21 protein-coding genes are annotated in these 21,447 nt (G+C 69.2%); 13 read left to right on the forward strand and 8 right to left on the reverse strand.

Annotated features, from left to right (window positions below):
- The first annotated feature begins 141 nt into the window (after positions 1 to 141).
- Genes ASL10_RS14040 through ASL10_RS14050 form a run of 3 tightly spaced genes read left to right on the forward strand, consistent with a single transcriptional unit; the run spans position 142 to position 2,013 of the window.
- The gene (locus ASL10_RS14040; protein ID WP_157485535.1) at positions 142 to 672 is read left to right on the forward strand and encodes a TetR/AcrR family transcriptional regulator; all 531 of its coding nucleotides are present in this window, start codon (positions 142 to 144) and stop codon (positions 670 to 672) included.
- Positions 669 to 1,337: a GAP family protein gene (locus ASL10_RS14045; protein WP_043595608.1), complete on the forward strand. Its 669-nt coding sequence runs from the start codon at positions 669 to 671 to the stop codon at positions 1,335 to 1,337. The genes ASL10_RS14040 and ASL10_RS14045 overlap by 4 nt, the downstream gene beginning before the upstream one ends.
- Before the next feature lie 34 nt (positions 1,338 to 1,371).
- A complete protein-coding gene (locus ASL10_RS14050; RefSeq protein WP_255349709.1) occupies positions 1,372 to 2,013 on the forward strand; it encodes an MFS transporter in 642 nt (213 codons plus the stop codon).
- On the opposite strand, the gene ASL10_RS14055 is transcribed toward ASL10_RS14050, so the two are convergent.
- A complete protein-coding gene (locus tag ASL10_RS14055; protein ID WP_157485537.1) occupies positions 2,000 to 2,599 on the reverse strand; it encodes a TetR family transcriptional regulator in 600 nt (199 codons plus the stop codon). The two genes, ASL10_RS14050 and ASL10_RS14055, sit on opposite strands and share 14 nt — an antisense overlap.
- Positions 2,600 to 2,702: 103 nt before the next feature.
- On the opposite strand from ASL10_RS14055, the gene ASL10_RS14060 reads away from it, so the two are divergent.
- The gene (locus ASL10_RS14060) at positions 2,703 to 3,617 is read left to right on the forward strand and encodes an SDR family NAD(P)-dependent oxidoreductase (RefSeq protein ID WP_056049332.1); all 915 of its coding nucleotides are present in this window, start codon (positions 2,703 to 2,705) and stop codon (positions 3,615 to 3,617) included.
- A 1,285-nt stretch (positions 3,618 to 4,902) separates the two neighbouring features.
- Here the strand turns inward: ASL10_RS14060 and ASL10_RS14065 are convergent.
- Both ASL10_RS14065 and ASL10_RS14070 read right to left on the reverse strand, forming a co-directional pair.
- Positions 4,903 to 5,490 (reverse strand): hypothetical protein, encoded by a 588-nt coding sequence (locus ASL10_RS14065; RefSeq protein ID WP_157485540.1) that lies wholly within the window; start codon positions 5,488 to 5,490, stop codon positions 4,903 to 4,905.
- Positions 5,491 to 5,695: 205 nt separating this feature from the next.
- Positions 5,696 to 6,265 carry a recombinase family protein gene (locus ASL10_RS14070; protein ID WP_056049339.1) on the reverse strand — a complete coding sequence of 190 codons (570 nt, stop codon included), beginning with the start codon at positions 6,263 to 6,265 and terminating at the stop codon, positions 5,696 to 5,698.
- A 362-nt stretch (positions 6,266 to 6,627) separates the two neighbouring features.
- Between ASL10_RS14070 and ASL10_RS16100 the strand changes: the two genes are divergently transcribed.
- From ASL10_RS16100 to ASL10_RS14080, 3 genes are all read left to right on the forward strand, one after another.
- Positions 6,628 to 7,515, forward strand: a complete 888-nt coding sequence (locus ASL10_RS16100) for a hypothetical protein (RefSeq protein WP_157485542.1) — start codon at positions 6,628 to 6,630, stop codon at positions 7,513 to 7,515.
- Positions 7,516 to 7,915: 400 nt separating this feature from the next.
- Positions 7,916 to 8,416: a hypothetical protein gene (locus tag ASL10_RS14075; RefSeq protein ID WP_157485544.1), complete on the forward strand. Its 501-nt coding sequence runs from the start codon at positions 7,916 to 7,918 to the stop codon at positions 8,414 to 8,416.
- A 475-nt stretch (positions 8,417 to 8,891) separates the two neighbouring features.
- Positions 8,892 to 9,518 (forward strand): recombinase family protein, encoded by a 627-nt coding sequence (locus ASL10_RS14080; protein WP_235452858.1) that lies wholly within the window; start codon positions 8,892 to 8,894, stop codon positions 9,516 to 9,518.
- 299 nt (positions 9,519 to 9,817) lie between these two features.
- Here the strand turns inward: ASL10_RS14080 and ASL10_RS16725 are convergent, their stop codons facing one another.
- Positions 9,818 to 10,396 (reverse strand): DUF2274 domain-containing protein, encoded by a 579-nt coding sequence (locus tag ASL10_RS16725; protein ID WP_369794405.1) that lies wholly within the window; start codon positions 10,394 to 10,396, stop codon positions 9,818 to 9,820.
- A complete protein-coding gene (locus ASL10_RS14090) occupies positions 10,320 to 11,150 on the reverse strand; it encodes a hypothetical protein (RefSeq protein WP_082460632.1) in 831 nt (276 codons plus the stop codon). Before ASL10_RS14090 ends, ASL10_RS16725 begins: the two co-directional genes overlap by 77 nt.
- A 175-nt stretch (positions 11,151 to 11,325) precedes the next feature.
- Between ASL10_RS14090 and ASL10_RS14095 the strand changes: the two genes are divergently transcribed.
- Both ASL10_RS14095 and ASL10_RS14100 read left to right on the forward strand, forming a co-directional pair.
- Positions 11,326 to 12,381 (forward strand): hypothetical protein, encoded by a 1,056-nt coding sequence (locus ASL10_RS14095; protein ID WP_056049351.1) that lies wholly within the window; start codon positions 11,326 to 11,328, stop codon positions 12,379 to 12,381.
- 38 nt (positions 12,382 to 12,419) lie between these two features.
- Positions 12,420 to 13,292: an endo alpha-1,4 polygalactosaminidase gene (locus ASL10_RS14100; RefSeq protein WP_056049353.1), complete on the forward strand. Its 873-nt coding sequence runs from the start codon at positions 12,420 to 12,422 to the stop codon at positions 13,290 to 13,292.
- A 16-nt stretch (positions 13,293 to 13,308) separates the two neighbouring features.
- Here ASL10_RS14100 and ASL10_RS14105 read toward each other — a convergent pair whose 3' ends face one another.
- Genes ASL10_RS14105 through ASL10_RS14115 form a run of 3 tightly spaced genes read right to left on the reverse strand, consistent with a single transcriptional unit; the run spans position 13,309 to position 16,825 of the window.
- On the reverse strand, positions 13,309 to 14,154 hold the full coding sequence (locus ASL10_RS14105; protein WP_056049355.1) for a transglutaminase family protein: 846 nt from the start codon (positions 14,152 to 14,154) through the stop codon (positions 13,309 to 13,311).
- Positions 14,151 to 15,077, reverse strand: a complete 927-nt coding sequence (locus tag ASL10_RS14110) for an alpha-E domain-containing protein (RefSeq protein WP_056049358.1) — start codon at positions 15,075 to 15,077, stop codon at positions 14,151 to 14,153. Before ASL10_RS14110 ends, ASL10_RS14105 begins: the two co-directional genes overlap by 4 nt.
- Complete coding sequence (locus ASL10_RS14115; RefSeq protein ID WP_056049361.1) at positions 15,071 to 16,825, reverse strand: circularly permuted type 2 ATP-grasp protein; 1,755 nt, start codon at positions 16,823 to 16,825, stop codon at positions 15,071 to 15,073. Before ASL10_RS14115 ends, ASL10_RS14110 begins: the two co-directional genes overlap by 7 nt.
- Before the next feature lie 196 nt (positions 16,826 to 17,021).
- On the opposite strand from ASL10_RS14115, the gene ASL10_RS14120 reads away from it, so the two are divergent.
- The 4 genes from ASL10_RS14120 to ASL10_RS14135 all read left to right on the forward strand — a co-directional run.
- Positions 17,022 to 17,234, forward strand: a complete 213-nt coding sequence (locus ASL10_RS14120) for a hypothetical protein (RefSeq protein ID WP_056049364.1) — start codon at positions 17,022 to 17,024, stop codon at positions 17,232 to 17,234.
- Positions 17,235 to 17,381: 147 nt separating this feature from the next.
- A complete protein-coding gene (locus ASL10_RS14125) occupies positions 17,382 to 17,651 on the forward strand; it encodes a GlsB/YeaQ/YmgE family stress response membrane protein (protein ID WP_043595797.1) in 270 nt (89 codons plus the stop codon).
- 105 nt (positions 17,652 to 17,756) lie between these two features.
- The gene (locus tag ASL10_RS14130; RefSeq protein WP_082460621.1) at positions 17,757 to 18,497 is read left to right on the forward strand and encodes an aminoglycoside 3'-phosphotransferase; all 741 of its coding nucleotides are present in this window, start codon (positions 17,757 to 17,759) and stop codon (positions 18,495 to 18,497) included.
- Between the two features lie 120 nt (positions 18,498 to 18,617).
- A partial coding sequence (locus tag ASL10_RS14135) for a phosphoenolpyruvate carboxylase (protein WP_369794406.1) occupies positions 18,618 to 21,285 on the forward strand: 2,668 nt, incomplete at its 3' end.
- Between the last annotated feature and the right edge of the window lie 162 nt (positions 21,286 to 21,447).

Below are 21,447 nucleotides of genomic sequence, written 5' to 3' on the forward strand. Positions count from 1 at the left end.
TGGGCGCTGTCCGTCCCGCCGACACCCGACGCAGAGATCGAGGTGGTTCCTCGGTAGAGGATCGGCTATCGAGACGGTTCTGCCGCGTTCTGTCTGTTCACAAACCGACCGGCCGGTCGGTTTGCCTGTTATGGTGTGGTCATGGATCGCCGCGCACTCGTCCTTGCCGCCGCCCGCGAGCTCGCGCTCGCACGCGGGGTCATTCCGTCGTTAAACGAGACCGCCGCCGCGGCGGGCGTATCCAAGGGCGGGTTGGTGCACCACTTCCCGACGCGTGCGGCGCTGGTGCAGGGGCTGGCGATGGCAGCGCTCGAGGAGGTCGACACGGCCATGACCGCAGCGGCGGGCGAGGGGAGTGCGGCGGAGACCTGGTTGCGCATGTCGGTCCCCACGGGGGAGGACGTCGCGGTCTTCCGAGCGATGGCCATTGCGCACCGGGCGGTCGAGGCGCCGGGTGATGCGGTGGCGACTGCATCCCAGGAGGCCATAGCCCGATGGGAGGCGATGATCCGCGACGAGGTGGGTGACGCCGGCCGCGCACGGGTGATCCGGCTTGTCGGCGACGGCTTGTTCGCCAACGTCATCGCCGGCATCGAGCCGGCACCCACGGCCGCGGAGCTCGACGCTCTCCTCGGTTCTCTCTTGCCCGCGGGTGGGAGGGGCGGGCGGTGACCGCGCAGCTGCTGCTGGCGATCGCGGGCCTCGCTGCGCTTGACTCGCTGAACCCGGCCACGATCGTCGCGGTGACCTTGATCCTTCTCGCCGCCCCGCGGCGTCCCGCGCTCATGGCACTCGTCACGGTGCTTGGGGCGGCACTCACCGTGTTCGCGGTCGGCGCCGCGCTCTTCCTCGGCGCGGGCGCGGCAGCTGGTGCCGTCGACGGGATTGTGCAGGGTATCCGCTACGTCGCCTTCGCCGCCGCGGGCGTCGTCCTGGTCCGCTCCGGGATACGACGCTTCCACACGCGACCCAGGAAGCCGATCGGGTTGCCATCGTGGTTCACACCCTGGACTGCGCTCCCGTTCGGGGCGCTGCTAACCGGGGCCGACCTACCGAATGCGTTCCCGTACTTCATTGCGATCGAGCGCCTCCTAGACGCGCAGGTCACGCCAGCGGAGGGCCTGCTCGTCCTCGCCGGGTACGCGGTGGTCTACTGCGTCCCGTGCCTCGTATTGCTCTTGGTGGGAAGCCTCGCGCGCCGTCGGACGCGTGCGCTGCTCATGCGTGTCACCGCCCGATTCGGTACCGGCGAGGTGAAGGCGTCCCCCTTCGTCGCGGTCGTGTTGATCCTGCTCGGCGCATTGGTCGCGTCGCTGCCGTTCTGGCTCCTGCGCTGACCGACGTCGAGCAGTGGTCCGGCGGAATCTCCTCGTGTGCGCGCTTGGCTCGTTCACGACGATCATTGGCATGACCCTGATTCTGCCGATCCTTCCTCTCTACGTCCGAGACCTTGGCGTTGGGGATCCGGCCGCGGTAACTCTCTGGTCCGGCATCGCCTACGCCGCGACGTTTCTGACCGCGGCCTTGACAGCACCGCTGTGGGGTTATCTCGGGGACCACTTCGGCCGGAAACCGATGCTGATCCGCGCGAGCCTCGTCATGGCGATCGCGATGTCGCTCATCGGGGTCGCCCAAGACGTCACTCAACTCGTACTGCTGCGGCTGCTGGTCGGCCTCCTCGGCGGCTACGCCTCCGGACCAACCATCCTCGTCGCCGCTCAGACCCCTAAAGGCCGCTCCGCTTGGGCGCTGGGCACCCTCTCCTCCGCCATCATGGCCGGCACCATCGCAGGGCCTCTGATCGGTGGAACCCTCGCGCAGACAATTGGCATTCAAGGGCGTTCCTCGCAACCGGCAAACCAACACGCTCGGCTCGCAGTCGAGTGGGCGGGACAGGGTTTTGGTGTGGCGCTTGATTGCGTGGGTACGGCGAATCTCGGCCCTCATCGCGAGAGCCAGCTCGCTGGGAACTCACTAGTCCTGCCCCGTATGGGTGAGATCAGACGGGTTTAATTGCGCCCATGGCCTCGTCGAGCAGCCTTCCAAAGGATCGGCCACGGTCCGTGGTGATCCATACATCCTTCGCGGCGATCACGCAGGTCAGGGCCGCGCCGGCGATCACCGTCGGGCGCGGGTCGGTGACCGCTAAACGGCCCAGGCGCATCCGTACGATTTCGGCGAGATCGCCCTGGACCCGCGAGATACGCTCGAGCTCGCCCGCACTCAGAGCCGGGTTGTCATGGATGATCTTTTCGATCGCGAGGGCGCGTTCAGCGAGTGTCTCGTCCTCGAAGTGCTCGACGACGACGTCGAATGCCCGCCGTAGCGATTCCCACACCGGCTCGTCGACGGGCCGTGCACCGAGTGCCTGGGCGAGCATCTGCGACCACGCGTCGTACTTGCCCAGCATGACGTCCTCTTTCGAGGTGAAGTAGCGAAAGAACGTTCGCCTGGAGATGCCGGCAGCCGAGACCAGGTCATCGATTGTTGTCTGCTCGTATCCCCTAACCGCGAACAGATCCTGGGCCAGCATCGCCAACTCGGTTTGCATGGCTCGTCGAGCTCTTTCACGCACCGGGATAGGAGTGGACTCGCTCACATGTGCCAGCTTACAAGGCAACGGGCATAGGTGGCACTCAGTGGCACATGTGCCCTACAGTGGCATTTGCCAGACATTGACCACGAAACATTGGAGCTGCCACATGACCACGCCATGGACTTTGAACGACATCCCACGCCAGGACGCGCGCGTCGCTGTGATCACCGGAGGCAGTAGTGGACTCGGCTTTGAGACCGCCCTCGCCCTCGCGGATCATGGCGCGGCCGTGGTGCTCGCTGTCCGCGACACCACCAAGGGCAAGGAGGCCGCGTCGAGAATCGCCTCCCATGTGCCCAATGCCAAAGTCTCCGTGCAGAACCTGGACCTGGGTTCACTGGAATCCGTGCGCGCAGCGGCCACAGATCTCAGGTCGGCGCACCCGCGGATTGACCTGCTGATCAACAACGCCGGCGTGATGTACACGCCTCAGCAGAAGACAGCCGACGGTTTCGACCTGCAGTTCGGCGTGAACCACCTCGGTCACTTCGCGCTGACCGGGCTGCTGCTCGATCACCTCCTGCCTGTGCCGGGCTCTCGAGTCGTGACGGTGAGCAGCTACGGTCACCGCATTCGCGCGGCTATCTACTTCGACGACCTGCAGTGGGACCGCAGCTACGACCGGGTTGCCGCCTATGGCCAGGCCAAGCTGGCCAACTTGATGTTCACCTACGAGCTGCAGCGCCGCCTCACGGCGTACGGCAGCACTATGGCCGTCGCCGCGCACCCAGGCAACGCTTCCACCGAGTTGACCCAGAACTTGCCTGCTCTCGCGCGGATCGCGTCGGCCGCCGTCAAGCCTTTGCTTGCCCAAAGCGCTGCTGGAGGCGCACTCCCCACACTGCGTGCCGCAACTGATCCAAGCGTGCTCGGCGGCCAGTACTACGGCCCCGACCGCATACGCGAGACCCGAGGACACCCGCAGTTGGTTACATCCAGCGCCGCCTCATACGACCTGACGACACAGCGCCACCTGTGGTCCGTGTCCGAGGAACTCACCGGCGTTACCTTTCCCGCATAACGACTCAACCCCGGAAAAGAGACGCCCTCTATCCAACGACCATAGGCATTCGTTCCTGCAGAACTCCACCTGGCACACAGCCAGGTGGACGATCGACCACCGCCGCCCGATAGCTAACCGCCTATAGGGCGATTAGCCCGCTCTCCCGAGACCGACACCACTACTCACTGACCCCCCGTCTCAGTGCGCGATCCCCTCTCGGGACACGCGCCTGACACACTCGAGGTTGGAAGTCGTCTCGCAATTTCTGGCATTGGAGCGAACCATCGACGCACACGACCTACCCGCGTCACCCGACTGGTCCTTCACCTTTGGAGGCGAGGGCACTGCTCCTGCTGTAAATATCGCTGCCGACGACGCCTTGGCATGACTGGCCTCAGCAACAGAGGATTTACGCCGCAGGAAGAATCCGGCGGCGAGCTTCCCGCCGAGCTGGGTCGCCCTGATCCGCGAGGCGGCAAACGCGGGAGTCTCGGAAGGAGCCATCGCGATTGCGAGCGGACAAAGCCTGGCGTCTGTTCGGAACATCCTCTCTTAGCTTCTGGGTGAGGCCCCCTGTGCCCGCCAGACGATCCCCTATCGGGACGGGTCCCGTGCTGCAACCAATCACGAGGGTTTGCGACGGAAAACAAGCCTTAGAAACCCCAGCAAGGCAGACAGAGCAGAGAGAACTCCCACGAAGATGAAGAGCTTGTCGCCGTCCGCAATCACGAAGAAGAATGCGGCCAAGATCATGCCGAAGCCGACCATAACTCGCTCGAACCACTTCCTCTAGCCCCGATGCGTCATTCGCTCAGGGTAGCCATTGCTCAGGACTCAAAAAGGATCGGCTATTGCGACGTTGCCGCGGAACCACCGTGCAATGACCACCTCGCGGGAAGATGCAGGATGACTACTTCCGAGTGGCTCCGACTCGCGTACTTCCCCTGCCTATTCGTCGCACTGGGCATGCTCGCTTACGTCGGCGTGAAGTACAGCCAAGGAAAGGAACTGCCACGACGCAAGCAACGTCGTGTGCTGTTCGTCGGGGCTCTTGCTCTGGCCGTCGGAGTCGTTCTCTACGCCACGAGCTGGTTCGTTTAGATCGGCGCGGCCGGTTGTCGATCCCCATCGGGCGCCAAATCGCCCCTGAGTTCTCGATCCAGGCTTGAGCATCATCTTTTGGCCAGCCCGCCGCATCAATCGTCAGTGGGCAAGCTGAACATGCCGTGCGGGCCATCGATCGGCGTGCACATGGCCGTCTCGGTGACGTTCCGTGTCAGGTCGATAACGGACTCCGGCTTCACTAGTGCCTCCTCGACCGTCGAACTTGAGCTGCCGCGAGCTCCTGAACTTCCCGCTCGACGGCGCTGGCGTCCGGCGTGGCCAGAACACGTCCATCCTCGTCTTGCGACCTGAGCAAGTGACGGAGATGGACGACGACCCGCAGCAGCTGGGCCTCGGTGTCGAGCGACACCTCTAGGTTTCGCGTCCCCAGTGCGAACGACGGACTCTGCAGTTGGATCATCTTGACGGCTGTGCTCATGAAAGCAGGGTTGTACCAGTTCAAGAAGCCCGTATACGGAACAATTCGAATTTCACGGAGGACGGCGTAGGGAATAATCCGGGTCGAGAACCAGTCGGTCACGAGCAAGCCGTCCTCGCGGGCGACGATCCCGACACGCATCGATCGCAGGGCCACGATCACAGGGATCAGGGCCACAGCGAGGGGAGGCAGAAGGTCGCGCGCGGTCACTTTCGATTCACCGTCGGCCCCCAGGATGCCCAGGATGCACGAAGCGACGATGATCAGCGCAAAGATGGAGGCCAAAGCGCGCGAGGGGTACCCGACCCGCCTCAACGGCCTTGAGAGGGCAGGATTCGTTTTAGTCATGCGTACGCCCCCTCCCTCGTTTGTAGTTTCGGCCCGGTGCCATGACTGTGGGGCGGTGCGTGTATCCAGTCGCCCCGGCCGTGCCCGCAACGCTTGCGCCATGCGGCCTTGAGCGTCCTTTCCATCTAGCCTGAAACTACCTCACGACCTCAGCTACAGGTTGTTTCGTCAATGACTCCCTGACCGCCTCGGCACCGATTACCTGTCACGCTTGTTCCCCGCGCTGGACGGCCCGGTAGACCGTTGAGCGAGCGACGCCGAAGAGCTCAGCAATCTCGCTAGTCGTGTGCTCCCCGGTGCGGTGCAGCTGCACGAGGTGCTTCTCCTGCGAGGCGGTGAGCTTGGGCTTGCGACCGCGGAGCTTGCCGGCGGCCTTGGCGATGGCCATGCCTTCGCGGGTGCGGGCCCGGATGAGGTCGGCTTCGAACTCGGCCACCATGCCGAGGACGTTGAACAGGAGCCGGCCCACGGGGTCGGTGGGGTCGTAGACCGCTCCCCCGAGATTCAGGGCAACGCCCTTCTTCGTCAGCTCGTCCGCGATGTCCGTCGCGTCCCGAAGAGAGCGGGCGAGACGGTCGAGCTTCGTGACGACCAGGACGTCACCCGCGCGGCACGCAGCCAGCGCCTCGCGGAGGCCGGGCCGTGCTCGAGTCGTGCCGGACAGCCCGTGGTCAACATGGACGTGTTGATCGTCAACACCAAGTGCTGCAAGACCGTCGCGTTGTGCTGCGAGATCTTGTCCCGAGGTGGAGGCGCGGGCGTATCCGATGAGCATCCGATGACTGTAGCGTTTATACCCCCTTCATCGGGCATTTTTGCGGGACAGGCATACGCGAATCCGCAGGCCAGACGCCACTTGACCTCCGTCGACCAGAACGGTCACCAGAAGGTGTCCCGATGAACGACCGTCTAACGGGCACCAAACTAACGGTCTTGACCCCGACCGGCTCAGAACCCCGTTTCGTACTGGTCACCGTTTCGGCTTAGCCTCCTGACCCCACGGCCGTGCGCCACTCAGGCCCATCCACTGCTAGCCGGACAACACTGCGGTCCGTAATCTCCGGGACATCGCCCAACGCGGCCGATTCACAGCGTTCCGCATTAGTAACTTCGACGGTTCGGTCCCAGGATTCCTTCATGTTGAGGAAAATCAGATTAGGCTTGGTCGTCGCAGCGGTCATCGCCGTGCTGAAAGTCCTCATCATCACCCCGCTGGTCGACATGTACGTGGCGACAGGTAACTGGGCGATTGACCTGTTGAGTCGAACAGGCTCGTGGCTCATCTCTCCGGTGCCCGACTTCGGCTACCTGTTTCTGGTGACCATGGGGCTGTTGCTAATGGTCATGGCAAACGGCGAGAAGTTCCAGCTAACTGGCACTCTCCTCTTGGTAATAGCCACCCTGTGGCTCTCGGTAACAGTCGGCGGGCTCATTCGTCTTTTCAACCCGCCAACTGGTCATCTGAACGGAGACCCCGGCTCGCTCGTGGTACTCATGGGCTGGGCCATTGCACTCATCATCGTGCCCGTGGCCTCGGTCTATCGATATGCCCTAATTGATCTCCTCGTTCGAGATGTTGACTGGGTCATTGCGGCACGGGGGAAGGGCCGGCAAACGGGAGGCGGGTTAATTCGGGGTCGCGTTGAGTGCACGGACGATGACCCGCATGCTCTGAATTTGGGACCGGGAATACGTGAACGCGAGCTGCGATACGCGCGCCGGCGACCTTTGTTCGTCAGGTGGCGTGGCCGCGGGCCCTATCCCGCAGAGCTACGAGCACCGCACAGTTCCGCAGCGTCTTACGAGGAACAGGCCGGGAAGACGCGCGAGGTGCTTCGAGAGCTTAAGAAGTCGCGGGGATTCTTGCTGGGACAGGACATCGCCAAGATTTCTGTCTGGCCTGACGGTGACCGAGTGTTTGGGCAGGCCCAAAACCAGCGCTGGATGTCAGGCGCAAGACGCAACGCGTTGCGGGAAGCTAAACCTGATGACCTCCCCAGACTCGGGCGAGGCGTTCGATCCTGAGAAAGTGAGGGACCTCGCCCGCAGCGGCATCGGCTGACGCAGATAGCTCAAAGGGCCTTCAGAGCTGCCACGAGTTGGCGGCCTGTCGTCGCTCTGCAGCAAACGCTGATGCCTGGTTCAATCTGAGCGCCCCTGGCACTCCGATAAGCCACCGCCTGGTGGTGTTCTGGATCACGTCTTGATGTCCTGTTTGAGGAATCCTCTTACAATGTGGCCCATGAGGAGATTTACGGCGGGGGNNNNGCCACCGGCCGCGACCGGCACCGCGACGAACGGAACCGGGGTGCCGGACCGGCAAGCCGTCCTCGACGAGCTCGGTGCGCCCCCTACCTCGGGGCCGCCGGACCCAGCCCGCCTCGCCGAACTGCGGCAGAAGGCCACCGACCAGCGTTGGGACCAGGTGACAAAGCAATTCCCCGACGCGGTCCGACCCGAGGTCGCCCTGGTCCACGAGATCGAGGGCGGCGACCTCGACCCGCTCATCGCGTGCCTCCGCGAGGCCGGCCTGCCCGTGGTCGACGACGTCGGGAGAGGTAAGGACGGCTCGACCTCGCAGGGCTATTCGTTCGAGATGCCCGACGGCGGGCCGCAGCGCGAGCAGGCCGAACTCGCCAGCTATCGCTGCAACGTCATGTACCCGAGCCCCGTCGCTGAGACGCTCACGGTCGGGCAAGCGGCGTGGTTGTACGACTACCAGACCATGTTCCAGCTGCCGTGCTTCGAGGCGCTCGGCGCCCCGTCAACCGAGCCGAGCATGACGCGCGAGGAGTTCGCGTCGACCTGGCCCCACCAGGGCTGGTTCCCGAGCGCTGGATCAGCATCCAGTCAAGGGCTGACGGACGCCGAAGCGGAACGAGTCGACAAGACCTGCCCCGCGCCCGACTCGGAAACTTTCGGCTAAGGATGCCGTAGCAGCTAGAGGCAACGCATATTCGAGGCGGCACATCCGGCCACAGAAGATTCGTCCAGCAACTTGCTCCAACAAGTACTAGGAAAGCAGTTGCTCAAATGTCGATTCGCGTAAAGCCCCTTCTCATTGGTTTGGTGAAAATCCTCATCGCAAGCCTCAGTGTTGGCCTGACTGCCATAGGCGTTCTAGGCGGCAATCGAGCACACCCAGGTATGTACATCGGGGCCGAGAAGCGAGATGACTACCGACCCTAATGAGGCGGAGCAGCTTGGCATTGCTGGTTTATCGACTGGTCCATTCGCCCTGAGATGGCTTAGAGGGAGCCCGTAGCCTGCGCTACGAGCTCCCTCTCGCTTCGGCGATCATTCATCGGACGTTCTGCGGCTGCGACCACTCCCCCGGACCTCCGGGCGTATTGCTGTCTCAGATAGGCCGTCCGAAATAGGTTCCGGTGACGGCACCCTCTGTGAGACTGAAGACAACGGGGCCCCTCATCGGCTACGCCCGCGTCTCCATCGACACCCAGGACCTCACCGCGCACCGGGACGCCGCCTGCGTGCTGGGGGTGCCGCCGGAACCGATCTACAGCGACCGCGGCCTGACAGGGACTAGTAGGGAGCAGCCGGGGCTCCGAGAGGCTCTGGCGGCCTGCCGGCAGGGCGACACCCTGGGCGTGACGAAGCTCGTTCGCCTCGCGCGATCGCTGCGAGACGCAACCGACATCGCTGAAGGGCTGACGCGCCGGCAGGTGCGGCTGACCCTCGGAAGGTCGGTCTACGACCCGACCGACCCCGTCGGGCGATTGCTCTTTGTCGTCCTGGGGATGGTGGCCGAGTTCGAGTCCGACTTGATCGGAGCGCGCACGCGCCAGGGCATGGCCACGGCGAAAGTGCGGGAGCAGCTCAAGGGCCGAAAGCCCAAGCTCTCCCCCGTGCAAGAGCGGCACATGGTTGCGCTCCCCCGGGCCGGCGACCACACGGTCGCCGAGCTGGTGGAACTGTTCGGCGCGGGGCGGACAACTGTCTTCCGGGCGCTCGAGCGGCACCCGGCCGCGGTCGATTCAGCCGTGACACTCCCCCGCGCCGACGCCTGATCTCACAGCCGTATTCCAAGAACGAGGCCGGCGAGGCCGTACTGTGCTGGCTATGACCTCGCTGGCCGAAAGTGCCTACATCTACCGCGACGTGCCGGTCAATTCATCCAGCGGCGTCGGTGGATGGCTGTTGACTCTCGCATCAGAAACCGGCGAGCCCACCACTGTCATCCTGCCGACCCGCGATCGCCACCACGACCCCGTCCCAGAAGCTCGAGCGGCGCGGAGCGCTGGGCCACAGACCTTGAGGCGCTGGGCGGCCAGTAGCGTAAGTCCGTAGTTACTGAACTACGGACGGTCTAGTCGTCGAGCTGCGCGCGGACGCGGCGGGCGATGGCCCCTTGCAGCTCGTCGTTTTCCAGCAGCTCTGCAACGAGGGCATGGGTAACGTGCACGTGCGCGACACGCACTCGGCCCTGAGCCTCTGCGAGGCCTGCGGCGTAGTCGATGAGGCCTCGGTAGACCTGGGGCGACAGGTCGGCGGTGATGCGTACGGGCTTGGCTCGAACGACGTTCGGCCGGGGTGCTGACGTCGCCTCGACGGCGGGTGCTCCGGGCTGGTTCTGCTCGGGCGTCGTCGACGCGCCTCTCTGCGTCGCGCGGGCAGCTCTTCCGCTTTGGTCATCGTCCTGCTCCCAGCGTCTCGATCTCGTCGGCGGCGTCGGCGTACTTGCCGAGTTCGGTGACCGGGCCGGACCCCCCGCGCGCGCGAGGGTCTCGGCGAGATCCTGGGGCCTCAGGACGCGAGCCGCGCCGGCGCGAGCCGCACGGGCGCGATCCGCGCCGGCGCGAGCCGCGCGGTCAGCGGTCGAAGAGGTTGCCGAGGCCGGGGATCTGGAAGCCCTCGCCGAGGTTGCCGAGCTGGTCGCCCAGTCCACCCACCTGCTCGCCGAGTCCGCCGAGGTACTCCTCGCCGCCCGCGGTCAGGCCGTCCAGCCCCTCGAAGCCGAAGCCGTTGGTCAGCTGGTCGAAGTCGATGCCCGACGTCACGGCGTCGGACAGCAGGGGCAGGGCGACGCTGCTGACGGCGGCCGCCCCGGCCACGGCGACCGCGAGGCCCGCGACCCCCGCCACTCCGGCGCCGACCGCGGCACCTGCCGCGACCTTGCCCCCCGTGCTGCCGAGCACGCGCTTCATCAGGCCGGGGTGTGCGGTCTCGCCCCGGGTCGCCGCCCGGGCGAGGTCGGCCGGGGCGCTCGACGCGGGACGCTCGCCCGCGGGCACCTCGGCGCTCAGGCGGGTGAGCACCTGCTGACGCTGCTCGGGGGTGAGGCGCTCGAAGGCGTCGCGATGGACCTGCTCGAGCTGCTGCGGCGGGGCGGTCTGCAGCAGGTAGTCGTACTTGGCGAGGGCCGCGCGGTCCGCGGCGGACCCCTGGGGGGCGTGGCCCCCGGTGGCCGGGCGCCCGACACCCCGCTGCGGCGCCCCGTACCCGTCGCGCTGGGGCTGGCGGCCGCCCTGCTGCGGCTGCCCGCCCTGGCGGTCGTCGCCGGTCACCTTGTCGGAGACCTTGCGCACCACGTCACGCCAGTCGGTGGAACCGCCGGACGCGCCACCGCGGCCGGACGAAGAAGAAGAGGAGTTGCCGAGCGCACGCGCGGCGGCACCCAGGAGACGGTCGAAGTTGGCCATGCGAGCGATCATCCCGGGCCCGCATCCGAGTAGCCCCCGCAGGAGCCGAGCATCGCCCGGGAACGGCGCGTCCACCGCTGCGGGTTACGGTCGAGCCCTCCTCCGGGTTACATTCGCAGGGGACGTCCGCGCGGGCCCGACCCGCGACGCGCGCTCCATCCTCAGGAGGTGTCGCATGGGCAAGGCAGCAGTCACGGGCTGGGTCGCCCTCGCGATGCTGGTCTCGGGCGCGGCGCTCGTCCTCGCCGCCACCTTCCGCCTGGCCACGGTCGGGCTCTTCGCCGGCGGTTTCCTGCCCATCGGCGACCTCGACTTCGTCACCATCGCGATCTGGCTGCTCGGTGCCGCCCTCGTCGTCGGCGGCGTGGCCCTCGCCCTCGTCGGGCTGACCGACCGGGTGCTCGGTGCCCTGCCGCGCGACGAGCCGGAGCACCCTCTCGAGCACGAGGCCGTCCGCGAGACGACGCCGGCCCCCGTCCGACCGACCACCCAGGAGGCGCGGGTCCTGTCCGCAGGACGGCCGACGGCCGCCCCCGTGGTCGCGTCCGCCCCCGTCCTCGCCGCCACGCCGACGCCGGCGATCGCCTCCGCCACGGGCACGCCCGTCGAGACCGCGTCCACCCGCTCCGCCGTGCCCGAGCAGGCTCCCGCCGGGCCGACCCTCGCCGAACGCCTGCGTCCCGTGCTGTCGTCCGCCGCCACCCGGGTCGCGGCCGCCGTGCGCGCCACGGGTGACGCCCTGGCCCGGGCCGGTCGGGCCACGGCACGGGCCGTCCGTCGCGCCTCCCGGGCCGTGGTCGCATGGGTCCGACGCACCACCCCGGTCGTCGTCGCCTGGTTCCGCACGACCGGCACCACCGTCGCGACGCGCACCCGACCGGCCGCCCGCTCGACCTGGGACGGCGTGCGTCACGGCAGCCGGGCCACCGCGGCCGGTGCCGTCGTCGCCGCCCGGGCCACGGGGGCGACCGCACGACGCGCCTCCTCCGCCGCCGCAGCCAGGGCCCGTGAGAACGCGCGCAGCCTGGCGGACGCCCGCGCCGCCGCCCGACAGGCGGAGCACGACCGCGAACTGGCCCGCGAAGCGGCGCGCCTCGACTTCCTGACCTCGCGCCGCACCCCCGCCGCGCCAGCCACGTCGCCCACCGCCACGGTGGTCACCGCGGGGGCCACCCCCGCCGAGGCCGCGGTCGGCGAGCGCGAGTCCGCGCCGCTGTCGCACACCGCCTGACGGTCGGCCCGGTCGCTCGACTCACCTAGGCTCGCCGCATGCGCACACGCCTCGGACTCGTCGGACTCGTCGGCATCGCGCTGGTCGTGACGGGCTGCACGGGCGTCGACGCCGGGGCCGGTGAACGACCCGAGCGCGCCTCCACGTCCGCGGTGGTGGCCTCGGGGGCCGCGTCGGCCGACGGCGTCGTGCTGCCGCCCGAGGGCGCCCGCTTCGACTACCAACTGGGAGGCGCGTCGCCGGTCCCCGACGGAGCCACGGTCGTCGCCCGCGACAGCACCGACGACCCCGCCGACGACGTCTACGGCATCTGCTACGTCAACGGGTTCCAGACCCAACCGGGCGTCGAGTGGCCGGACGAAGTGCTCGTGCGTACGCCCGACGGCGAACCGCTGGTCGACCCCGGCTGGCCGGACGAGCACCTGTTCGACCTGTCCTCGGAGGCGAACCGGCAGGCCGTGGCGGAGCGCCAGGCGTCGACGATCGACGGCTGCGCCGCCTCGGGCTACCAGGCGGTCGAGTTCGACAACCTCGACTCGTGGACGCGGTCGGACGACGCCTTCGGTGAGGACGACGCGGTCGCCTTCGCGACGCTGCTCGTCGCACGGGCCCACGCGGCCGGGCTGGCCACGGCGCAGAAGAACACCGCCGACCTCGGCGCCCGGGGCCGCGACGAGGTCGGCTACGACTTCGCCGTCACCGAGGAGTGCGACCGCTACGACGAGTGCGGCGCCTTCACGGACGTCTACGGCGGGCTCGTGTTCGACGTCGAGTACACCGACGACCTGCGCGGCTCGGTCGCCGACGTGTGCGCCCGCGTCACCGGACTCGACCCGGCCCCCTCGACCATCGTGCGCGACCACGACCTGGTGCCGGCCGACGACCCGGCCCACGCCTACACGGCCTGCTGACCCGCGCCGGGCGGGCCTAGGCCTCGCGGGTGATCTCGACCGTGACGAAGAGCTCGCTGTTCGACGACCCCGCGTAGACCCCGCGCAGCGGCGGCACGTCGCGGTAGTCGCGGCCCTGGCCGACGACCACGTGCCTTTCGCCGATGTCGATCAGGTTGGTGGGGTCGTAGCCGTGCCAGGTGCCGCAGAAGAACTCCACCCAGGCGTGGGACTCCCCCGTGACGGTCTCGCGCAGCTCGGCCGAGGGCTTCGGGTGCAGGTAGCCGCTGACGTAGCGCGCCGGGATGCCCGCCGCCCGCAGCGCACCGACCGTGACGTGGGCGATGTCCTGGCAGACGCCGGCCCGGGCGGCCCACGACTCGGCGGCCGTGGTCTTCACGTTCGTGACGCCGGGCAGGTACCGGACCGCGCCTCCGACCGTCTCGCAGATCGCCATCGCGGCGGCGCACGGATCGGCGTGGGTCGCCCGAGCCTCGGTTCCGACCGCGGCCAGGTCGGCCGGAGGCGCGGTGAGGGGCGTCTGCTCGAGGTGTTCGACGAACGACGTGCTGGCCCCCGCGACCGCCGCCAGGTCGTCCCACGAGATCGTCTCGGACGGATGCGCCTGCGGCCGCACCTCGACGAGCGAGGTCGCGGTCAGGGAGAGCTGCCGGTGCGGCAGCAGCACCTCGAACGACGACACCCGCGTGCCCCAGTAGTCGACGTACTCGTGCGAGGCGGCGACCGGCTCGATGCGCAGGTGCGACGAGAGCACGAACTGGCCCTCGGTGTGCGCCGGAAGCATGCGTGCCTCGTTGTAGCTCGCGACGGCCTCGCCCTGGTACGAGAAGCCCGTGACGTGCCGGATGCGCAGGCGGCTCACGAGCGCTCCCCCACCCAGGTGGGCGCGGCGCTCGTCGGGAAGTACCGCTGCCTGATCGCCTCGGAGGCGGCGCTCGTCGCGGCCTGCACGGTGTCCATCTGCCCGGGCAGGTCGTCGAGGATGTCGCCGATCGGCCGGAACTCGAGCTCGCTGCGCATCTGCCCGAGGATGCGCACCCCGCTGTCGGAGGCCGCGACCCGGTGGGTCGTCGGCTCGACCTCGCGCAGACAGGCCTCGGCCCGGCTGATCGCGAAGAGCACGCTGCGCGGGAACAGCCGGTCGAGCAGGAGGAACTCGGCCGCGTTGCGGGCGCTCGGCACGCCCCGGTAGGTGCGCAGGTAGGCCTCGTACGCGCCGCACGACCGCAGGATCGTCGTCCACGACGGGCCCGACGCCTCGGTGAGCGTGCGGGTCGCGAGCAGGCGCGCGGTCATGTCGGCCCGCTCGATCGACCGGCCGAGGGTGAAGAACTGCCACACCTCGTCGCGGCTCGTCGCGCTCTCGATGATCCCGACGGCGAGCGCGCTCCGTTCGCGCACCCAGGCGAAGAACTCGTGCACCTTGTCGTCGGCGACCTTGCGCGGCATGCGGGCACGCGTCGTGTTGAGGCACTCCCACAGCTCGGTCGACACGATCTCGCGGGCCCGGCGGGCGTTCTCGCGGGCGGCGCCGAGCGAGTAGGCGATCGACGCCGGGTTGTGCCGGTCGACCGCGAGCATCGACAGGACGTCGCTGCGGGCAAGATCGCCCTCGGGGGCGTCGCTGCCCATCACGGCGAGCAGGCTGCGACAGGCGACGTCCTCCTCGATCCAGGGGTCCTCGAGCAGCAGCTGCAGGTGCACGTCGAGGATGCGGGCCGTGCCGTCCGACCGCTCGATGTAGCGGCCGATCCAGAACAGGCTCTCGGCGATGCGGCTCAGCATGATGGCCCTTCGGTCGGGGTCGTCCCGTGGTCGGGAACGCGGGACGCAGGAGGCGCGGGTCGGCTTCGTGACCCGGCCCGCCCCTCCTTCGTCTGTTGCTGTTGCGCCTGCTGGTCGTTGCGGGGGTCGTCCTGGGGCGCGTGGTCGGGACTGTGGTCGGCCGCCGAGGCCGCGGCCGCGGCGACCTGCTCGGGGGTGATGATCGGGAGCGACTGCGTCGGGGTCGTCTGCTCGGCGATCAGGGCGCTGACGTCGTGACCGGCCCAGGCGTTGACGTCGCCGCCGACGATCCAGGTGTCCTTCGAGCCGCCGCCCTGGCTGCTGTTGACGACGAGCTGGCCCTCGGGCAGCGCGACCCGGGTCAGGCCGCCGGGCAGCACCCAGACGTCGTCGCCGTCGTGCACGGCGAAGGGCCGCAGGTCGGCGTGCCGGGGGCGGAGTCCGTCGTCGACCAGGGTCGGGATCGTGCTGAGCTGCACCACGGGTTGGGCGATCCAGCCGCGGGGGTCGCGTCGCAGCTGGGTGCGCAGGTCGTCGAGCTCGCGGCGGCTGGCCGCCGGGCCGACGACGAGGCCCTTGCCGCCCGAGCCGTCCACGGGCTTCACGACGAGCTCGTCGAGCCGGTCGAGCACCTCGTCGAGGGCCCCGGGGTCCTCGAGCCGCCAGGTGTGCACGTTCGGCAGCAGGGCGTCCTCGCCCAGGTAGTAACGGATCAGCTCGGGCAGGTAGGTGTAGACGAGCTTGTCGTCGGCGACGCCGTTGCCCACCGCGTTCGCGATCGTCACCGTGCCGAGACGGGCGGCCATCAGGAGGCCCGGCGAGCCGAGCACGGAGTCGGCCCGGAACTGCAGCGGGTCGAGGAACTCGTCGTCGACGCGGCGGTAGATCACGTCGACGCGTTCGGGCCCGCCGGTGGTCCGCATGAAGACCCGGCCGCCGGAGCAGTAGAGGTCGCGGCCCTCGACCAGCTCGACGCCCATCAGGCGGGCCAGCAGCGTGTGCTCGTAGTAGGCCGAGTTGAACACCCCGGGGGTCAGCACGACGACGGTCGGTTCGTCGACTCCCGAGGGGGCGCTCTTCTTGAGGGCGGCGAGCAGCCGGTTGGGATAGTCGCCCACCGGCCGCACGCGCATCGAGACGAACAGCTCGGGCAACGTCTGCGCCATGACGCGACGGTTCGAGATGACGTAGCTGACGCCGCTCGGGACGCGCACGTTGTCCTCGAGCACGCGCCAGGCTCCGGCCTCGTCCCGGACCAGGTCGATGCCGCTGACCTGGATGCGCACGCCGTTGGCCGGGTCGATGCCGCTCGCCTGCCGGTGGAAGTGGCTCGAGCTCGTGATGAGGCTCGCGGGGATGACCCCGTCGGCGATGGCGGTCTGCGGGCCGTAGACGTCGGCGAGGAACGCCTCGAGGGCCTTGACCCGCTGCTTGATGCCGCGCTCGACGGTGGTCCACTCGGCGTGCTCGACGACCCGGGGCACGGCGTCGAGCGGGAACGGCCGCTCCTCGCCGGCGAAGTCGAAGGTGACGCCCTGCGCCAGGTACGAGTCGGCCAGCGCCGCGGTGCGGCCGCGCAGGTCGTCCTGCGTCATGCCCTCGAGGGTCGCGTGGATCTCGTGGTACGCCCGACGGGGCGTGCCGTCGCGCTCGAACATCTCGTCCCACGCGGCGGCCGGCGGGCGGGCGCCGGTCGCCCGGGCCGCGGCACCCGTGGTGGTCGCGTATCCCTCGAAGAGCTCACCCATGGCTCGACGCTAGCCAGGAGGTGTTGCCGGGGTGTTTCGGTCGTGCGGCGGGGGTGTGTCGGAGTGGAGCCCGGCGAGGGAGGGGACAAAAGCGAACACCGGGAACTTCCCACCAATCCGATTTGTAACAGAGAACTCCCAGGAGGAATAGCGTGACCCCCGAACGACAAGAACGTCCCACCGGGAGGACCACCACATGCGCTTCAAGTACCTCGTCATCGCCCTCATCGCGTTCCTCGCGTACACCTACGGCGCCAAGGCCGGGAAGGGCCGCTACAAGGAGATCAGCAACTTCTTCGGCTCGTTCTGGAACGACCCCAAGGTGAAGAAGGCGCGTGCCCAGGCCAAGAAGGACGTCACCAAGGCCCGCAAGGCCGCGGTGAAGAAGGCCCGCAAGGCCGCGCACTAGTCCTCTCGACCGCTGGGGCCCGAGAGGACGACCTTCTCACGGGCCTCTTCGCATGCGGTCGTCACCCAGACCCCGCTGACACGCACCCGACCCCGACCGTCTCAGCAGCACCCGCGCACTCCGCGCACCAACGAAAAGGACCACATCATGGGCTTCCTCGCCTTCATCCTCCTCGGCCTCATCGCCGGCGCCATCGCCAAGCTCATCCTCCCCGGCCGTCAGGGCGGCGGCTGGATCGCCACCCTGATCCTCGGTGTCATCGGCGCCCTCATCGGTGGCTGGATCGGCGGAGCCGTCTTCAACGTCGGCTACGACGGCTTCTTCAGCATCCAGAGCTGGATCATCGCGATCCTCGGTGCGCTCGTCGTCCTCGTCATCTGGGGCTTCATCACCGGCCGCAAGGGCAGCCGCGCGTAAGCAGCTCCCCCGCACCACGACAGAGCGGGCCGTCCCTCCGGGGGCGGCCCGCTCCGTCGTGCCCGGGGCGGGTGCGGGTGCCGTGGCGGGTGCGAGACTCGGGGCATGTGGACGCAGAACCGGCCCGACCCCGACGCCGAGGTGCCGGAGGCGGTGGTCACGGCCGCGCGCGGCGACGCCATCACCGCGGTGTGGCGCAACGAGGCCGGCGGCACCACCTACCGCCTGGGCGAGGGCCCGACCCGGCGCTTCGCGAAGTGGGCCCCGCACGGCAGCGGGCTCGACCTGCACGCCGAGGAGATGCGGCTGCGCTGGGTCGTCGACTTCACCCCCGCCCCCCGCGTGCTCGAGATCGGCGGTGACGACGAGGGCGAGTACCTCGTCACGGCGGGCGTGCCCGGGCACAGCGCCGTCGACCTGCTCCGGGCCGCGGACCCGGCGACCGCCGTGCGCGAGGCGGGACGGGGGCTGAGGCGACTGCACGACGCGTTGCCGGTCGACGAGTGCCCGTTCAGCTGGTCGGTGGACGACCGGATCGCGACCAGCGAGAAGGCGCGCGCCGTGCCTCCTGACCTCGGCGACCCGCCGCCCGTCGACCTCCTCGTCGTCTGCCACGGCGACCCGTGCGTGCCCAACACGCTGATCGGCGACGACGGCCTCTGGTCGGGGCACGTCGACTTCGACGCCCTCGGCGTCGCCGACCGCTGGGCCGACCTCGCCGTCGCGACGATGAGCCTCGGCTGGAACCACGGCCCCGGCTTCGAGCAGACCTTCCTCGACGCGTACGGCGTCGCCGACGACCCCGTCCGCACGGCGTACTACCGGGCGCTCTGGGCCGCGACGTGAGCCGGATCGCGCCGTGTCGCGGGCCACGACGCCACGATGTGGGCACCGCGCCACGATTAAACATGGCGGCGTGACCACATCGTGGCGTCATGGAGCGCCCGGGTCGTCCAAGATGGTGCGGTGACCGACATCGAGACCACACGACGACACGACGGCAGCCGTGACGACATCAGCGGCGCCGTCGACGGCAGCCTCCGTCAGGACGTCAGCTACCTCGGCAGCCTGCTCGGCCGGGTGCTGCGCGAATCCGGCGGCGACGAACTCTTCCAGGCCGTCGAGGACGTCCGGGCCGCCGTCATCGCCGCCTACGAGGGAGCCGACGGCGCGAGCCTCGACGACGCCCAGCGCCTCGTCGACGCCCTCGACCAGGGGCTGGCCGAGCAGGTCGCCCGCGCCTTCACCTGCTACTTCCACCTCAGCAACCTCGCGGAAGAGCACCACCGCGTCCGCGTGCTGCGCCGCCGCGGCAGCGAGGCGAGCGCCGCGGGCGACTCGGTCTCGGCCACGCTGCGCCAGCTCACCGAGGAGGTCGGGGCCGAGGAGGCCTCCAAGCGACTCGACGCGCTGCGCTTCCACCCCGTGCTCACCGCGCACCCCACCGAGGCGCGTCGGCGTGCGGTCGCTTCGAGCATCCGTCGGATCAGCGACCTGATGACCGACCGCGACCGGCTCGAGAACGACGTGGCCGTGGCCGAGGCCGAGCGCCGCCTCCTCGAGGAGGTCGACACGCTCTGGCGCACCTCGCCGATCCGCACCACGCGGCCGACCCCGCTCGACGAGGTCCGCACGGCCATGAGCATCTTCGACCAGACGCTCTTCGAGATCGTGCCGCAGGTCTACCGCCTGCTCGACGACCGCCTGCTCGGGGACGCCGCCGGCCGCGAACCCGCCGTCGCCCCGGCCTTCATGCGCCTCGGCACCTGGATCGGCGGAGACCGCGACGGTAACCCGCACGTGACCGCCGAGGTCACCCGGGCCGCCGCCGACATCGCCGCCGAGCACGTGCTGCTGGGCCTGCATCGCGCGACCAGCCGCATCGGCGGCACCCTGACCCTCGACGAGGCCGAGACCCCGGCCTCCGCCGAGCTGGTGTCCCTCGCGGAGGCGCAGCGCCGGATGGACGCGGACGTCGCGTCCCGCATCGGCGTGCGCTCGCCCCACGAGCTGCACCGCCGGGTGCTCATGTTCGTCGCGGCCCGCATCGACGCCACCCGTCGCGAAGGGGCCCCGCTCGCCTACGGCCACCCCGACGAGCTGCTCGCCGACCTGCGGGTCGTGCAGCAGTCGCTGCGCGCGGCCGGCGCCCACCGCAGCGCCAACGGCGACCTGCAGGGCCTCGTCTGGCAGGTCGAGACCTTCGGGTTCCACCTCGCCGAGCTCGAGGTGCGCCAGCACTCGCAGGTGCACCGCACGGCCCTCGCCGAGCTCCGGGCGGCCGACCCGGTGGCGGGCGGGGCGCAGGCGGCCGGCGGCGACGCCGAGTCCGACACCGCGCCTCCTGCACGCAGCGAGATGACCGACGAGGTCCTCGCGGTGTTCCGCACGATCGCCGACCTCCAGAAGCGCTACGGCGTGCGCGCCGCGTCGCGCTACATCGTGTCGTTCACGCAGTCGTCGGCCGACCTGGCCACCGTCTACGAGCTCGCCGAGCGCGCGATGGGCGACGAGCCCGCGCCCGTGCTCGACGTGATCCCGCTGTTCGAGACGTTCGCCGACCTCGAGGCCAGCACGCGCATCCTCGACGAGGCCCTGCAGACCGAGGCGGTGCAGAAGCGCCTCGCGGCGACCGGTCGCCGCCTCGAGGTCATGCTGGGCTACTCGGACTCGTCGAAGGACGTCGGGCCCGTCTCGGCGACCTTCGCGCTCTACTCCGCCCAGGCCCGCATCGCCGACTGGGCCGCCGAGAACGACATCGAGCTGACGCTGTTCCACGGTCGCGGCGGCGCCCTCGGCCGCGGCGGCGGACCGGCGAACGAGGCCGTGCTGGCTCAGCCGCCGGCATCGGTCGACGGTCGCTTCAAGATCACCGAGCAGGGCGAGGTCATCTTCGCCCAGTACGGCAACAAGACCATCGCCGCCCGGCACGTCGAGCAGATGGCCGCGGCCACGTTGCTGGCCTCGAGCCCGTCGAACGAACAGGCCAACGCGACGGCCGCCACCCGGTTCGCCGAGGTCGCCTCGACGATGGACGTCGCCTCACGCGAGGCGTTCTTCGGCCTCGTCAAGGCCGACGGCTTCGCCTCGTGGTTCGCGGCCGTCACGCCGATGGAGGAGGTCGGCCTGCTCGCGCTGGGTTCCCGTCCCGCCCGTCGGGGCCTCTCGGTCGAGTCCCTCGAGGACCTCCGGGCGATCCCCTGGGTCTTCGCCTGGACGCAGGCCCGCATCAACCTCGCCGGCTGGTACGGCCTGGGGTCGGCCCTCGAGGCCGTGGGCGACATCGACCTGCTCCGTGAGGCCTACGCGACCTGGCCGCTCTTCTCGGCGATGATCAAGAACGTCGAGATGTCGCTCGCCAAGACCGACGAGCACATCGCCCGCGAGTACCTGGCGCTGGCCGACCGCGACGACCTCGCCGGACGCGTCCTCGACGAGATGGCCCGCACGCGCAAGTGGGTGCTCGCGGTCAGCGGCCACGGCGAGGTGCTCGACGGCCGCCCGGTGCTCAGCCGCGCGGTACGGCTGCGGTCGCCCTACGTCGACGCGCTCTCGCTGCTGCAGCTGCGCGCCCTGCGGGCGATCCGCGTCGCGGGCGGAGGCGACCCGGCGGACGCCGACCACCGCCTCCTGCNTGCTGAGCGTCAACGGGATCGCCGCCGGGCTGCAGAACACGGGCTGACGCCCGGAGGCAGGACGCAGGAGGCGCGGGCGGGGTCGTCGACCCGGCCCGCGCCTCCTGCGTCCTGCGCCTGCGCCGGTCAGGCGAGCAGCTGCTCGCTGAGCGCCCAGAGGC

Origin of the sequence: Frigoribacterium sp. Leaf8 (genome assembly GCF_001421165.1) — a bacterium.
Lineage (GTDB): Bacteria > Actinomycetota > Actinomycetes > Actinomycetales > Microbacteriaceae > Frigoribacterium.

Bases quoted from the DNA above. Each gene is read 5' to 3' on its own strand.
- ASL10_RS14040 (WP_157485535.1), top strand. From the start codon at position 142: ATGGATCGCCGCGCACTCGTCCTTGCCGCCGCCCGCGAGCTCGCGCTC.
- ASL10_RS14060 (WP_056049332.1), top strand. From the start codon at position 2,703: ATGACCACGCCATGGACTTTGAACGACATCCCACGCCAGGACGCGCGC.
- ASL10_RS14065 (WP_157485540.1), bottom strand. From the start codon at position 5,490: ATGACTAAAACGAATCCTGCCCTCTCAAGGCCGTTGAGGCGGGTCGGG.
- ASL10_RS14070 (WP_056049339.1), bottom strand. From the start codon at position 6,265: ATGCTCATCGGATACGCCCGCGCCTCCACCTCGGGACAAGATCTCGCA.
- ASL10_RS16100 (WP_157485542.1), top strand. From the start codon at position 6,628: ATGTTGAGGAAAATCAGATTAGGCTTGGTCGTCGCAGCGGTCATCGCC.
- ASL10_RS14090 (WP_082460632.1), bottom strand. From the start codon at position 11,150: ATGGCCAACTTCGACCGTCTCCTGGGTGCCGCCGCGCGTGCGCTCGGC.
- ASL10_RS14095 (WP_056049351.1), top strand. From the start codon at position 11,326: ATGGGCAAGGCAGCAGTCACGGGCTGGGTCGCCCTCGCGATGCTGGTC.
- ASL10_RS14100 (WP_056049353.1), top strand. From the start codon at position 12,420: ATGCGCACACGCCTCGGACTCGTCGGACTCGTCGGCATCGCGCTGGTC.
- ASL10_RS14110 (WP_056049358.1), bottom strand. From the start codon at position 15,077: ATGCTGAGCCGCATCGCCGAGAGCCTGTTCTGGATCGGCCGCTACATC.
- ASL10_RS14115 (WP_056049361.1), bottom strand. From the start codon at position 16,825: ATGGGTGAGCTCTTCGAGGGATACGCGACCACCACGGGTGCCGCGGCC.
- ASL10_RS14120 (WP_056049364.1), top strand. From the start codon at position 17,022: ATGCGCTTCAAGTACCTCGTCATCGCCCTCATCGCGTTCCTCGCGTAC.
- ASL10_RS14125 (WP_043595797.1), top strand. From the start codon at position 17,382: ATGGGCTTCCTCGCCTTCATCCTCCTCGGCCTCATCGCCGGCGCCATC.
- ASL10_RS14130 (WP_082460621.1), top strand. From the start codon at position 17,757: ATGTGGACGCAGAACCGGCCCGACCCCGACGCCGAGGTGCCGGAGGCG.